The following is a 13,757-nucleotide window of genomic DNA, read 5'->3' as shown; positions in this document are numbered from 1 at the left end:
TCATGCTGGAGACGGTCGCCATCCGCGGATACCGCTCGCTGCGCGACGTGGTGGTACCGCTGCGCCGGCTGACGGTGATCACCGGCGCCAACGGTGCCGGGAAGTCCTCGTTCTACCGGGCGTTGAGGCTCCTGGCAGACTGCGGGCGCGGCGAGGTGATCGGCTCGTTCGCCAGGGAAGGTGGGGTGGAGTCCGCGTTGTGGGCCGGTCCGGAGACCCTGACCGCGGCACGCCGCACCGGTGTCACCGAAGGCGGCCGGCGCTCCCGCCACGTCTCGATCGAACTGGGTTACGCGTCTGACGATTTCGGCTATCTGATCGACCTCGGCCTACCCCAGGACGGGAACACCGCCTTTCACCGCGATCCCGAGATCAAACGCGAGCTGGTGTTCGCCGGACCGGTACCCCGACCGGCGGCGACCCTCGTGCGCCGGGTCCGCGCCCATGTGGAGATCGCCGGCGACACCACCGGCCGCTTCGACGAACTGGCCCGAAACCTGGCTCCGCACCGCAGCGTCCTCAGCGACTGGGCCGGTGCGGTTCCCGAGCTGGCCATGGTCCGAGACCGCCTGCGCGACTGGCGCTTCTACGACGGTTTCCGCACCGACCGCGATGCCCCGGCTCGCCGGCCGCAGGTGGGTACGCGGACTCCGGTGTTGGCCGACGACGGCGCCGATCTGGCCTCGGCGGTCCAGACGATTCTCGAAACCGGCACCGAGGATCTCCCGCGCACGGTGGCCACCGCATTCGACGGGGCGACGCTTTCGGTGTCGGCCAACGACGGACTGTTCGATCTGCAACTGCGTCAGCGCGGCATGCTGCGGCCGCTGCGCAGTGCCGAACTGTCCGACGGGACACTGAGATTCCTGCTGTGGGCGGCGGCGTTGCTCAGTCCGCAGCCGCCGTCGTTGATGGTGCTCAACGAGCCCGAGACGTCCCTGCACCCCGAGTTGGTCACTCCGTTGGCCCAGTTGATCTCCGCGGCCGCGGCGCGTGCCCAGGTCGTCGTGGTCACGCACTCGGTGGCGCTGCGCCGGGCACTCGACGCCGAGGCCGGGGAGATCGAACTGGTCAAGGACTGGGGCGAAACCACGATCGCCGGACAGGATCTGCTCAGCACCCCGAGCTGGAACTGGGGTTCCCGGTAACCCTCAGCGCTGCTTTCGGTTCGGTCGCAGAGCCCGGGTGAACAGCACATTGGCCTGCTTCATCGCCACGCTGTAGGGCAGCCACATCGTGCGCTTGAACAGGTACAGCGCCCGGATGTCGCCGGAGGTGTAGATCAGGTAGCGGTTGCGCGCCACCCCGCGCAGGATCTTATGTGCGGCGACTTCCGGGGAGACCGCGTGTCCGCCGAACCGACGCGTCCAGAACTGCACGCGCGGGTCCTCGCGGTCCACACCGACGATGGCCACGGTTTCCACCAGCGGCGTTTTCACCGCGCCGGGCACCACCACCGACACCCCGATGCGGTGCCGCGCCAGGTCGAACCGCAGCACCTCCGAGAGTCCGCGCAACCCGTACTTGCTGGCCGAGTAGGCCGAATGCCACGGCAGCGCCACCAGTCCCGCGGCCGAGGACACGTTGACCAATTGACCGCCGCGGCGCGCCGCGATCATCGGCGGCACGAACGTCTCGATGACGTGGATGGGCCCCATCAGGTTGATGTCGATCAGCGACTTCCAGTGCTGGTGGGTCAACTCGTCCACGGTGCCCCACGCCGAGATGCCGGCGATGTTCATCACGACGTCCATCGCGGGATGGTTCGCGTGGATATCGTCGGCGAATGCGACGACGGCGTCGTGGTCACTGATGTCGAGCGCGCGATGTTCGGCGACGGTGGCGCCGAGCGCGCGCGCATCGGCCACGGTGACGGCCAGCCCGTCGGCGTCGCGATCGGTCAGATACAGCTCGGCCCCCTGAGCGGCCAGCTGCAGAGCGGTGGCGCGACCGATCCCGCTGGCCGCGCCGGTGACGAAGCACCGTTTGCCGGCGTAACCGTTTCGGAAGGGTCTGCGTCGTCCGCTGCGCTGCGCCATGTGTGCCGACCTTACCGGCGGTCAGCCCCGGCGAAATCGCATACGGTCAACCGCGAAGATCGCTGCCACCCCACAGTGCATACAGCCACAACCGCTCGACGATCTCGACGGCACGGGCCACGTCCTGGTCGGCGCCGATGAACGCGCTGTCGTGGGTCAGCGTCATCATCGTCGTCCCGGCCAGGGTGCGGATCAGGGCGGGCAGATCGGAGCTGATCGGCCGCGCCCCGGCATCCTGGCGGACCAGTGCGACGATCCTGGCCACGACGGCTTCGGCGAAGTCGTCCATCATGGCGCGAATCTGGGCGTCGGTGTTGCGGGCCGCCGAGCAGGCCCGCATCACGGGGTTGTTCGTGGCGTAGACCTTGGCGGCGCTGCCGACCATGCGCTTGGCGAATTCCGAGGGCGTCTCCCCCGGTTCACGCGGCGCGAAGTCGTGGGTCAGTTCGGTGAGTTCTTCGCGGGCGTCGTCGAGGATCACCGCGAGAACGGCGTACTTGGACTCGAAGTAGAAGTAGAAGCCGGAACGGGCCACGCCGGCGCGCTCGCTGATCGCGCTGACCGACAGGTCGGCGAACGAGCGCTCCTCGAGCAGTTCGCGCACCGCGGCGACGATGGCCTCGCGCTGCCGATCGCCTCGGCTGCGACGGTCCTCCGCGGACGGTGGCGGTTCAACAGTCATGACTCAAGACCTTTTCATCGGAACTCGGCGCACTTCAAACTTGACATGCGTCAAGTCTCCCTATCAGGATGGGGTAAGGGTGACATCCACCACAAGTGTTCTGTACAGGAGCGTTCAATGGCGACGATCAGCACCAGAGACTACTTGATTGACCAGGCAAAACGACGGCTCAAGCCGACGCCGGTGACGATCCCGGGCATGGGACTGCTCGAGAAGAAACTCCTCGAGACAGAATTCAAGGAGATCACCCTCGCCGAGCCGCCCGCCGGCAGCGGCCTCAAGGCGGTCAAGGGCGACAAGGGTCTGCCCGTGATCGCGCACATGATCGAGATGTTCCGCGGCGGTCCGGACTTCATCCTGCACCAGTACCGCAGGTACGGTCCCATCTACTTCTCCGGTTCGCAGGTGCTGCCGGCGGTGGCCGCGCTGGGGCCGGACGCGACGCAGGCGGTGTTCACCAACCGCAACAAGGACTTCTCGCAGCGAGCCTGGGACCCGGTGATCGGGCCGTTCTTCGAGGGCGGTCTGATGCTGCGCGACTTCGATGACCACCTCTACCACCGGCGCATCATGCAGGAGGCGTTCACCCGCACCCGCCTGGCCGGCTACGTCGAGCACATCGACTCGGTGGCCTCGAAGGTCGTCGCCAACGACTGGGTGGCCAACGACCCCCGCTTCCTGTTCCATCCCGCGGTCAAGGAGCTGACGCTCGACATCGCGTCGGTGGTGTTCATGGGCCACAAGGCCGGCACCGACACCGAGTTGGTCACCACGGTCAACGAGGCGTTCACCACCACCACGCGGGCCGGCAACGCGATCGTGCGTAAGCCGGTACCGCCGCTGACCTGGTGGCGCGGCATCCAGGCCCGTAAGACTCTCGAGGATTATTTCAACGCGCGCATCGCCGAGAAGCGGGCCTCGGAGAGCACCGACATGTTCAGCGTGCTGTGCCACGCGCGGGACGAAGACGGCGGCAGCTTCACCGACGAGGATGTCGTCAGCCACATGATCTTCCTGATGATGGCGGCCCACGACACGTCGACCTCGACGATGACCACCATGGCCTACCACCTGGCGGCCAACCCCGAATGGCAGGACCGCTGCCGCGACGAGTCGACACGGATCGGCGACGGCCCGCTGGACATCGAGGCTCTCGAGAAGCTGGAGACCTACGACCTGGTGATCAACGAGGCATTGCGGATGATGACGCCGTTGCCGTTCAACTTCCGCCAGGCGGTCCGCGACACCGAGTTGCTCGGCTACTACATCCCGGCGGGCACCAACATCATGACCTGGCCCGCGCTCAACCACCGTCTGCCCGAGCTGTGGACCGACCCGGAGAAGTTCGACCCGTCGCGCTTCGCCGAGCCGCGCAACGAACACAAGAAGCACCGGTACGCGTTCGCGCCGTTCGGCGGCGGCGCACACAAGTGCATCGGCATGGTCTTCGGCCAGCTCGAGATCAAGACGGTCATGCACCGGTTGCTGCGCAAGTACCGGCTGGAGTTGGTGGAACCGAACTACAAGCCGCTCTACGACCACGGCGGAATGTCGGTGCCGGTCGACGGCATGCCGATCGTGCTGCGCCCGCTGCACTGAGTACCGCCTGATCGACGCGACAAGGGGCCTGCCGGAAGCGATTCCGGCAGGCCCTTACGCGTCGGCGAGAAGCCTGTTGGCGCAGGCGATCACGGCCCGCAGCGCCGAGGTGGTCGGGTCTTCCGACCATCCCAGCGCCCACTGCGCGCGGCCGTCGCGGCTGCCCTCGATGAACGTCGCGGTATGCGCCCCGGCGGGCAGCTGGTGAAACGCGGTCATCTCGACGGCCACGCCGCAGTCGTGCAGCATCTCGGTCAGTGCGGCCACGGGCCCGCAGGCCGCCGCGCGCGCGGTGCTGATGCGGTCTCCGACGGCCAGGGTGGCTTGGTAGTTCCGTGCCTGTGGCCCCAGCCGACGGGCGGGCCGCTCGTCGTCGATGCACGTCCACTGTCCGAGCTTCACCGGCCCCGTCGACGGCGCGTACTCATCCAGGAAGTCGGTGAAGGAGCGTCGCGCGGCTTGTTCGCGCAGCGGCCGCGGCATCGGGACGCTGATATGGGCGGCGAAAGACACCGGAGAGGAAGCGAGTTGAGAAGTCATGTGCCGGCCTTGCAGATCGAGAAGAGGTGACCGACGAAGTAGCGACGACCCACAGCGAGGGGTCGGTCAGAATCAAACCCCGCTGCGGGTTGCTACTACGAGTCGTCTCGGCACGTTCGCGATGCTAGCCCCGCCCGCGCGGATCACGCAAATGTGATCCCCGCCGGTCGTCTCCACCGGGCCCCGCGGACTTCGGGTGGCCCTGCACAATGTCGGGGGTGTCATGGTCACATGCGTTGCTGCTGGTCGCCGCGGGAGTGCTGGGTGGGCTGACCGGCAGCATCGCCGGCCTGGCTTCGGTGGCGACCTATCCGGCGCTGCTGCTGGTGGGATTGCCGCCGGTGAGCGCCAATGTCACCAACACGACCGCGCTGGTGTTCAACGGGATCGGTTCGATCGCAGGCTCGCGGCCGGAGTTGGCCGGCCAGCGCGCTCAGTTGCGGCGACTGGTTCCGGTGGCCGTGGCCGGTGGCGTGGCCGGCGCGGCCCTGCTGCTGTCGACGCCCGCGGAGGGATTCGAGAAGCTCGTGCCGGTCCTGCTCGGTGGTGCCTCGATGGCGATTCTGGTGCCGGTGAGGCCACGACCGGCGGCTCAGGTGAGCGCCCGGCGGCGGCGGACGACGGTGCTGGCCACGGCGGTCGCGATCTTCGCCGTCTGCATCTACGGCGGCTACTTCGGCGCTGCCGCCGGGGTTCTGCTGCTCGCCGTTCTGCTGCGGGTGCATGACGGCACGCTGGCAGAGGCCAACGCCGGCAAGAACGTCGTCCTCGGCATCGCCAACGCGGTCGCCGCGGTGATCTTCGCGATCGTCGCCCCGGTGCGCTGGGACGCGGTGCTGGTGTTGGGTTTGGGCTGCCTGGCGGGCTCCCGCTTGGGTCCGGTCATCGTGCGGCACGCACCGGCGGGACCGATGCGGGTGGCGATCGGTGTGGCCGGTCTGGCGCTGGCCGTGCGGCTCGGCTGGGACGCCTACCGCTGACCGGTCCTACACGAACGGATTGTCGCCGCGCGCGACGCGGGTGCCGAGTTCGACGAGGTTCTGCGCCGAGTTGTGCAACCGCTCACCGGCTTCCGAGCTGGCTTGGCCGGCGAGGTAGCGCGACCAGGTGCCTTCGATGACGATCGCGAGCTTGAAGCAGGCCATCGCCACGTACCAGTCGACGTGCTCGGAGGGCCGGCCCCCGGCATCCCGGTAGGCGGCCAGCAGTTCGCTGCGGGTGGCCAGCCCGCCGAGCGCACCCAGCGCGGAACCGGCGTCGATGGGGTTGGGACCTTCCGGCCAGCAGATCAACATCCATCCCAGGTCCAGCAGCGGATCGCCGACGGTGCACATCTCCCAGTCGATGAAGGCCGCCAGTTCGGGGACGTCGCGGCGCAGCAGCACGTTGTTCAGGTGCGCGTCACCGTGCATGATGCCCGGCTCGGTGTCAGCAGGGCGGTGCTCCTCGAGCCATTCGGCCAGAGCGTGGACCGACGGGAAGGACTCCGGGGCGTACCGCTCGTGGCGGTAACTCTCCAGCAGCCGCATGAACTGCGGCACCTGGCGCGCCAGGAAGGATCCCGGCCGTTTGATCGCGGCCAGCGGGCTGCCCTCCCACGCGACGTTGCCCAGCCGGCCCAGGGCGGCGGCATAGGACAGGCCCACGCGGTGACGCATCTCTGCGCTGGCGACGTACGCGTCGTCGACCTCCGTTCCCGGGTTGAACCCGTCGACGGACTGCATCAGGTAGAACACCACGCCGAGCACGTCGAGGTCTTCGCAACCGGCGATCAACTCCGGGTGCGGAATCGTGGTGCCCTTCAACGTCGTCAGCACCGCGATCTCGCGGCGCATGGTGTTGTCGCTCGTGGGCCGCGGATGTTCGGGCGGACGGCGCAGCACCATCGGATGCCCGTCGACCAGCAGCCGCACGACGATGTTCTGCGACCCCCCGGTCAGCGGTTCAACGTCGGATACCGTGGCGCCCAGGCCGATGCGGCGGATCCAGTCCTGCAGGGCGTGCTGCTCGGATGCGGTGAGTGTCTGGTCGACAGGCATGCCGCCATGGTGTCAGGTCACCACCGCGGCGGGACGCGGAAACGCCTGTCTGACAGGAAAATCGGCCGACTTCGGCGCGCTGACGCACACGTTGTGTGCCTCAGCGCGCCGAAGGAGTCGCTACTTGGGGGCGAACCGCTGGCCGGCGTCCAGACGCAGGCACTGGCCGTTGAGCATCGGGTTCTCGACGATCGCGGCGACCAGCTTGGCGTACTCCTCGGGCTTGCCCAGTCGCTTCGGGAACGCCGCATCCTTGGTCAGCGCCTTGGCGAACTCGTCGGGGATGCCTTCGGTCAGGCCGGTGGCGAACAGGCTCGGCGCGATGGCCAGCGCACGGATGCCCAGGCTGCCCATGTCGCGCGCCATGGTCAGGCACATACCGGCGATGGCGGCCTTCGACGCGGTGTAGGCGACCTGACCGATCTGCCCCTCGAACGCCGCGATCGAGGCGGTGTTGATGATGACGCCGCGCTCTTCCTGCTCGTCGTCGACCAGGTCCTGCTGGCTCATCTGCCAACCGGCCAACCGGCTGATGTTGAAGGTGCCGATCAGGTTGAGGTCGACGCTCTTGCGGAAGGTGTCCAGGCTGTGCGGGCCGTCCTTCTTGACGGTGCGCTCGGCGGCGCCGCCGCCGGCCGTGGTGACGATGATGTGCAGCGCCCCGAGCTTGTCGATGGCCTGCTGCAGCACCTTCTCGGTGCCCTCGAAGTCGGTGACGTCGACCTCGAAGAAGGAACCACCGATCGCGTCGGCCACTTCCTTGCCCTTCGACTGCGGACGGTCCAACACCGCGACATCGGCGCCACGCTGTGCCAACAGTTCGGCCGTGGCCTTGCCGAAGCCGGAGGCTCCGCCGACGACGATGGCTTTCTTGCCCGAGATTTCCACGCAGGTTCCCCTTTCCAAAAAGTGCTCGAATCGTAAAGCAACCTAGCTGATGACATCGTTCTGTAAGGCTTTCGGGTTCCTTCCGGCGGTACTTTGGCGCCATGACCACGCTCAGCGTCAAGGCCCTCGGCGGTGTCGCCGCGGCCGCGACAGCGGTGGGCGTGGCCCAGCTGACCGGCGCGCTGTTCGGTCCGCGCGCCGATGTGCGCACCGCGGTCGGCTCGTCGGTGATCGACCTGACCCCCGGTGGGGTCAAGGAGTGGGCGATCCAGACGTTCGGGACCGCCGACAAGGCCGTGCTCACGGTCTCGGTCCTGGTGGTGATCGCCGCGCTGGCCGCGGTGGCCGGCGTCGTCGAGGCGCGGCGCCGTCCGGTCGGCAGCGCGATGATCCTCGCCGCCGCGGCGGTGGGCTGCGCGGCGGTGTGGTCCCGCAACGGATCCCGCCCGGTCGATGTCGTTCCGACGCTGATCGGCGCGCTGTGCGGGGTGCTGGTGCTGCGCTACCTGACCGTGCGCGCACGCGACGACACCGCGCCCGCCGGGCCCGAGGTCGATACCGCCCGTCGAGCATCGCTGATGGGTTTGGGCTTTCTCGCCGCAGGTACGGCCAGCGGTGTCCTCGGCGTCGTCATCAGCAGGCTCACGACGTCGGTTTCGGGTGACCGCCAGAGTTTCGCGCTGCCCGCGGTGGACGTGCCCGCGCCGCCGATACCCTCGGCGGTGCAGCCGAAAGATGTTGCGCTGCCGTCGTTTGTGACACCGAACGCCGACTTCTACCGCATCGACACCGCACTGAGTGTTCCGCAGCTCAGCCGCGCCGATTGGCGGCTGCGCATCCACGGCATGGTGGACCGTGAGACGACCTTCCGCTTCGAGGATCTCGACGGATTCGATGTGGTCGAGAAGGCGGTGACGCTGACGTGTGTGTCCAACCCGGTTGGCGGCGAGCTGATCTCGACCGCAGTGTGGGTCGGTTACCGCGTGCGGGACCTGCTGGCACAGGCCGGGGTACAGGCGGGCGCCGACATGGTGCTGTCGACCTCGGTGGACGGCTGGACTGCGGGCACGCCGGTCGAGGCGCTCACCGACGGCGACGCGCTGCTGGCCGTCGGGATGAACGGCGAAGCGCTCCCGGTCGAGCACGGGTATCCGGCCCGGCTGGTGGTACCGGGTCTGTACGGCTATGTGTCGGCGACGAAATGGGTGGTCGATCTGGAAGTCACCCGATTCGATCGCGCGCAGGCGTACTGGACGCGGCTGGGTTGGGCCGAACGCGGTCCGATCAAGACGGCGTCGCGGATCGACGTCCCGCGCAGTGGGGCCGACGTGGCGCTCGGCCCGGCGGTTTTCGGCGGTGTGGCGTGGGCCCAGGACCGCGGGGTCCGGGCGGTCGAGGTGCAGATCGACGACGGGCCGTGGGAGCAGGCGACGCTCGGGCAGGCCTACTCCGCCGACACGTGGCGCCTGTGGAGCTTCCCGTGGGACGCGAGCGAACCCGGGTTTCACACGATCACGGTGCGCGCCACCGATGAGACCGGCTACACCCAGACCTCCGACCGGGCCGATCCGGTTCCCGACGGCGCCACCGGCCGGCACTCGATCACGTTCGCCGTCCGCTGACTCGCGGCCCCAACTCGCCGAAATTGCATTCCACGCGCGTCAAATCGCGAAATCAGCACGTGGAATGCAATTTCGGCGGGAAAGAATGACTCGTGCTGTTGATTGAGGTGGCCCGTGCATCGTCGGAGATCGGCGCGTCCTCGTCGCGGCTGGCCAAGATCGCCAGGATCGCAGAGTTGCTGGGCCGCGCCCGTGACGAGGGCGATGCGAAGCGGGTCGTGGTGCTGGTGTCGTGGCTGTCCGGCGAGCTGACCCAGCGCCAGATCGGGGTCGGTTGGGCCTCGCTGCGTTCGCTTCCTGGCCCCGCGACCTCACCCACCCTGACCGTGGATGAGGTCGACGCGCGCTTCGGCGAGATCGGGGCGGTGGCCGGCAGAGGCTCCCAGGCCCGCCGCGGGGCCCTGCTCTCCGAGCTGTTCGCCGCGGCCACCGAGGTCGAGCAGACCTTTCTGCGCCGCCTGCTCACCGGCGAGTTGCGTCAGGGCGCCCTGGTGGGCGTGATGGCCGACGCTGTCGCGAAGGCCGCGGGCCTGCCGGCGGCGACGGTACGCCGCGCCGCGATGCTGGGTGGCGCCCTGCCGACGGTGGCCGCGGCCGCGCTCACCGGCGGTGCAAGCGCGCTCGCACAGTTCACTCTGCAGGTCGGCCGTCCTGTCGGTCCTATGCTGGCCCAGACGGCCGCCGACGTCGGCGAGGCACTCGAACGTGTCGGCGGCACCGCACTGTTCGAGGCCAAGCTCGACGGTGCGCGCGTGCAGATCCACCGCAGCGGCGACGAGGTCGCGATCTTCACCCGCAGCCTCGACAACGTCACCGAACGGCTGCCCGAAGTCGTCGACGCCGCGCTGGCGCTGCCGGTCACCGACCTGATCGCCGACGCCGAAGCCATCGCGCTGCGCCCCGACGGCCGCCCCCACCGCTTTCAGGTGACGGGGTCGCGCTTCGGCCGGCGCGGCAGCTCGACCGGCGTCCACACCCAGCTGCTGTCGGTGTTCTTCTTCGACGTGCTGTACGTCGACGGCGTGGACGTGCTCGACCGACCCACCGCCGAGCGCATCGCCGCGCTCGACAGGTTCGTACCCGCCGACCAGCGCGTCGACCGCTTGGTCACCGACGACGCGGATGCGGCGCAACAGTTCCTGGACGCGACGCTCGCCGCCGGTCACGAGGGCGTCATGGCCAAATCACCGAGCGCACCGTACGAGGCCGGGCGGCGCGGCGCGGGCTGGTTGAAGGTCAAACCGGTGCACACCCTGGATCTGGTGGTGCTGGCCGTCGAGTGGGGATCCGGGCGGCGGTCGGGCAAGTTGTCGAACATCCACCTCGGCGCCCGCGATCCGCACACCGGCGGCTTCGTGATGCTCGGCAAGACATTCAAGGGCATGACCGACGACATGCTGCGCTGGCAGACCGAGCGGTTCCTCGAGCTCGCCACCGGGCCGACCGACGGTTACGTCGTGCACGTGCGTCCCGAGCAGGTGGTCGAGATCGCCTTCGACGGCCTGCAGACGTCGTCGCGTTATCCCGGCGGGATGGCGTTACGGTTCGCCCGCGTCGTGCGGTATCGGGACGACAAGGACGCCACCGACGCGGACACCATCGACACCGTGCGCGCCCTCTACGACCGACACTGACCGAAACTGGATTTCTGCCCCACCTCGCCTGCCCCGGTGCGAGGATCGGACCGAGGCAAGGACCGGGCATCCACATTGTCGAGCCGACGAGGAGAAACGTGGCCACTCCGACCGCCGAATCACCCGACCGGATTGAAGAGCAGCACGGCGACATCACCTATGTCCGCACGGACAAGGACCTGCCGCCGGTGGCGATCATCGACCGCTCCCCCATCACGACCAAACACAAGCTGATCTTCGCGGCCATCGCACTGGTGGGCGCCGTCGCCTGGGCCGTGATCGCGTTCTTCCGCGGGGAGACCGTCAATGCGGTCTGGTTCGTCATCGCGGCGATCTGCACCTATGTGATCGGATTCCGCTTCTACGCCCGGCTGATCGAGATGAAGGTGGTCCGTCCGCGCGACGACATCGCCACGCCGGCTGAGGTTTTCGAGAACGGCACCGACTACATGCCGACCGATCGCCGGGTGCTCTACGGGCACCACTTCGCCGCGATCGCCGGCGCCGGACCGCTGGTCGGGCCGGTGTTGGCCATGCAGATGGGCTACCTGCCGGGAACCATCTGGATCATCATCGGCGCGGTGGTGGCCGGCTGTGTGCAGGACTACCTGGTGCTGTCCATATCCGTGCGGCGACGGGGCCGGTCGCTGGGACAGATGGCGCGCGACGAGTTGGGCGCCGTCGGCGGCGTGGCCGCGATCGTCGGCGTACTGGTCATCATGGTGATCCTGCTGGCCGTGCTGGCGCTGGTGGTCGTCAACGCGTTGGGCGAAAGCCCTTGGGGCGTCTTCTCGATCGCGATGACGATCCCCATCGCGATCTTCATGGGCCTGTATCTGCGTTTCCTGCGCCCCGGGCGGGTTTCGGAGGTGTCGCTGATCGGGATGGCGCTGCTTCTTCTGGCCGTCGCGTCCGGCGGCTGGGTCGCCGAGACCGACTGGGGCGCCGAGTGGTTCACCCTGTCGAAGGTCACGCTGTCCTGGTGCCTGATCATCTACGGCCTGGCCGCGTCGATCCTGCCGGTGTGGTTCCTGCTCGCGCCGCGCGACTACCTGTCGACGTTCATGAAGGTCGGCACGATCGCGCTGCTGGCCGTCGGCATCCTGATCGCGCGTCCGGTGATGGAGGCTCCGGCGATCTCGCAGTTCGCCGCCAGCGGCACCGGCCCGGTGTTCGCCGGATCGCTGTTCCCGTTCCTGTTCATCACCATCGCCTGCGGTGCGCTGTCGGGCTTTCACGCGCTGATCTCGTCGGGCACCACCCCGAAGCTGCTGGAGAAAGAAAGCCAGATGCGGCTCATCGGGTACGGCGGCATGCTCACCGAATCCTTCGTCGCGATCATGGCCCTGATCACCGCGGCCATCCTCAACCAGCACCTCTACTTCGTCATGAACGCCCCGTCGGCCTCGACCGGCGCCACCGCCCAGACCGCCGCGGATTACGTCAACGGCCTCGGCCTGTCCGGTGCGGCGATCAGCCCGGAGGAGATCGACGAGGCGGCCCGCAGCGTCGGTGAGGAGTCGATCATCTCCCGCACGGGTGGCGCACCGACGCTGGCTTTCGGGATGTCCGAGGTGCTGCACCAGGTCTTCGGCGGCGAGACGCTCAAGGCGTTCTGGTACCACTTCGCGATCATGTTCGAGGCGCTGTTCATCCTGACCACGGTCGACGCCGGTACCCGCGTCGCACGCTTCATGCTCTCGGACGGACTCGGCAATCTCGGCGGGCCGATGAAGAAGCTGCGCGACCCGAGCTGGCGCATCGGCGCATGGACCTGCAGCGTCGTGGTGGTCGCGGCCTGGGGCAGCATCCTGCTCATGGGCGTCACCGATCCGCTGGGCGGCATCAACACGCTCTTCCCGCTGTTCGGTATCGCCAACCAGCTGCTGGCCGCCATCGCGCTGACGGTGGTCACCGTCGTGATCATCAAGCGCGGCCTGCTGAAATGGGCGTGGATTCCCGGGATTCCGCTGGTGTGGGACCTCATCGTGACGATGACCGCGTCCTGGCAGAAGATCTTCTCCGGCGATCCGAAGGTCGGCTACTGGACGCAGCATTTCCAGTACCGCAACGCGCGCGACGGCGGGGCCACCAGTTTCGGGGCCGCCAAGGACGCCGGCGAACTCGACGCCGTCATCCGCAACACGTTCATCCAGGGCACGTTGTCGATCGTGTTCGCCGTGCTGGTGCTCATCGTGTTCACCGCCGGAGTGCTGGTGGCACTCAAAGCGATTCGCGGCCGAGCCCAACCGTTGACCGAAGAGAAACCGATACCGTCGCGGATCTTCGCACCGGCCGGAATGCTCATGACCGCTCCCGAGAAGGAGGTGCAGAAGCAGTGGGACGCCTTGCCGAAACAATCCATCCCGGCGCGGTCCGCGCCGTCCGAGCGCTGAGCTGGTACTGGAAAACGCTGATGGGCGACAACCACTATCAGCGTTACGTCGAGCACCACGAGCGGGTTCACCCTGGCGCGCCGGTGATGTCCGAGCGCGCGTACTGGCGGCACCGGCACGCCGAGGCCGACGCGAATCCGTCAGCGCGCTGCTGTTGACCTACCCGATAAACTGTCGGCCATACGGTAAGTAACTACAGAACGGGCGATCATGCACAAAGACGACATGATTTTGATCAGCGTGGACGATCACATCGTCGAGCCGCCGGATATGTTCAAGAATCATCTGCCGAAGAAGTATTTGGATGAGGCGCCGCGG

Annotated in this window: 12 protein-coding genes; 7 read left to right on the top strand and 5 right to left on the bottom strand. The window is 68.0% G+C overall.

What is annotated here, in order from left to right; translation table 11 throughout:
- The first annotated feature begins 2 nt into the window (after window positions 1–2).
- Window positions 3–1,148 carry an AAA family ATPase gene (locus ACQI46_RS16470; RefSeq protein WP_427095098.1) on the top strand — a complete coding sequence of 382 codons (1,146 nt, stop codon included), beginning with the start codon at window positions 3–5 and terminating at the stop codon, window positions 1,146–1,148.
- Window positions 1,149–1,151: 3 nt separating this feature from the next.
- Here ACQI46_RS16470 and ACQI46_RS16465 read toward each other — a convergent pair whose 3' ends face one another.
- Together ACQI46_RS16465 and ACQI46_RS16460 are read right to left on the bottom strand one after the other, a co-directional pair.
- Window positions 1,152–2,039, bottom strand: a complete 888-nt coding sequence (locus tag ACQI46_RS16465; RefSeq protein WP_427095097.1) for an SDR family oxidoreductase — start codon at window positions 2,037–2,039, stop codon at window positions 1,152–1,154.
- 46 nt (window positions 2,040–2,085) lie between these two features.
- Complete coding sequence (locus ACQI46_RS16460) at window positions 2,086–2,721, bottom strand: TetR/AcrR family transcriptional regulator (RefSeq protein WP_427095096.1); 636 nt, start codon at window positions 2,719–2,721, stop codon at window positions 2,086–2,088.
- A gap of 117 nt (window positions 2,722–2,838) precedes the next feature.
- Here ACQI46_RS16460 and ACQI46_RS16455 point away from each other — a divergent pair, with 117 nt between their 5' ends.
- Window positions 2,839–4,320, top strand: coding sequence for a cytochrome P450 (locus ACQI46_RS16455; RefSeq protein WP_427095095.1), 1,482 nt, complete (start codon window positions 2,839–2,841; stop codon window positions 4,318–4,320).
- Window positions 4,321–4,374: 54 nt separating this feature from the next.
- Here ACQI46_RS16455 and ACQI46_RS16450 read toward each other — a convergent pair whose 3' ends face one another.
- On the bottom strand, window positions 4,375–4,860 hold the full coding sequence (locus ACQI46_RS16450; protein ID WP_427095094.1) for a homocitrate synthase: 486 nt from the start codon (window positions 4,858–4,860) through the stop codon (window positions 4,375–4,377).
- 209 nt (window positions 4,861–5,069) lie between these two features.
- Between ACQI46_RS16450 and ACQI46_RS16445 the strand changes: the two genes are divergently transcribed.
- Window positions 5,070–5,840 carry a sulfite exporter TauE/SafE family protein gene (locus tag ACQI46_RS16445; protein WP_427095093.1) on the top strand — a complete coding sequence of 257 codons (771 nt, stop codon included), beginning with the start codon at window positions 5,070–5,072 and terminating at the stop codon, window positions 5,838–5,840.
- Window positions 5,841–5,846: 6 nt separating this feature from the next.
- Here the strand turns inward: ACQI46_RS16445 and ACQI46_RS16440 are convergent, their stop codons facing one another.
- A complete protein-coding gene (locus ACQI46_RS16440; RefSeq protein ID WP_427095092.1) occupies window positions 5,847–6,899 on the bottom strand; it encodes a phosphotransferase family protein in 1,053 nt (350 codons plus the stop codon).
- A gap of 120 nt (window positions 6,900–7,019) precedes the next feature.
- Complete coding sequence (locus tag ACQI46_RS16435; protein WP_427095091.1) at window positions 7,020–7,787, bottom strand: SDR family NAD(P)-dependent oxidoreductase; 768 nt, start codon at window positions 7,785–7,787, stop codon at window positions 7,020–7,022.
- A 101-nt stretch (window positions 7,788–7,888) separates the two neighbouring features.
- Here ACQI46_RS16435 and ACQI46_RS16430 point away from each other — a divergent pair, with 101 nt between their 5' ends.
- The 4 genes from ACQI46_RS16430 (at window position 7,889) to ACQI46_RS16415 (ending at window position 13,597) form a co-directional block, all read left to right on the top strand.
- Entirely contained in the window at window positions 7,889–9,409 is a 1,521-nt protein-coding gene (locus ACQI46_RS16430) for a molybdopterin-dependent oxidoreductase (protein ID WP_427095090.1), read from the top strand.
- Window positions 9,410–9,501: 92 nt separating this feature from the next.
- Window positions 9,502–11,043 carry an ATP-dependent DNA ligase gene (locus ACQI46_RS16425; protein ID WP_427095089.1) on the top strand — a complete coding sequence of 514 codons (1,542 nt, stop codon included), beginning with the start codon at window positions 9,502–9,504 and terminating at the stop codon, window positions 11,041–11,043.
- Window positions 11,044–11,141: 98 nt separating this feature from the next.
- A complete protein-coding gene (locus tag ACQI46_RS16420) occupies window positions 11,142–13,439 on the top strand; it encodes a carbon starvation CstA family protein (RefSeq protein WP_427095088.1) in 2,298 nt (765 codons plus the stop codon).
- A complete protein-coding gene (locus tag ACQI46_RS16415) occupies window positions 13,436–13,597 on the top strand; it encodes a YbdD/YjiX family protein (protein WP_427095326.1) in 162 nt (53 codons plus the stop codon). Before ACQI46_RS16420 ends, ACQI46_RS16415 begins: the two co-directional genes overlap by 4 nt.
- Window positions 13,598–13,757: the final 160 nt, after the last annotated feature.

Source organism: Mycobacterium sp. SMC-4 (genome assembly GCF_050205565.1).
GTDB lineage: Bacteria > Actinomycetota > Actinomycetes > Mycobacteriales > Mycobacteriaceae > Mycobacterium.
Note: the sequence above shows the minus strand (reverse complement) of the source record. Positions and strands in the feature narration are given on the sequence as shown.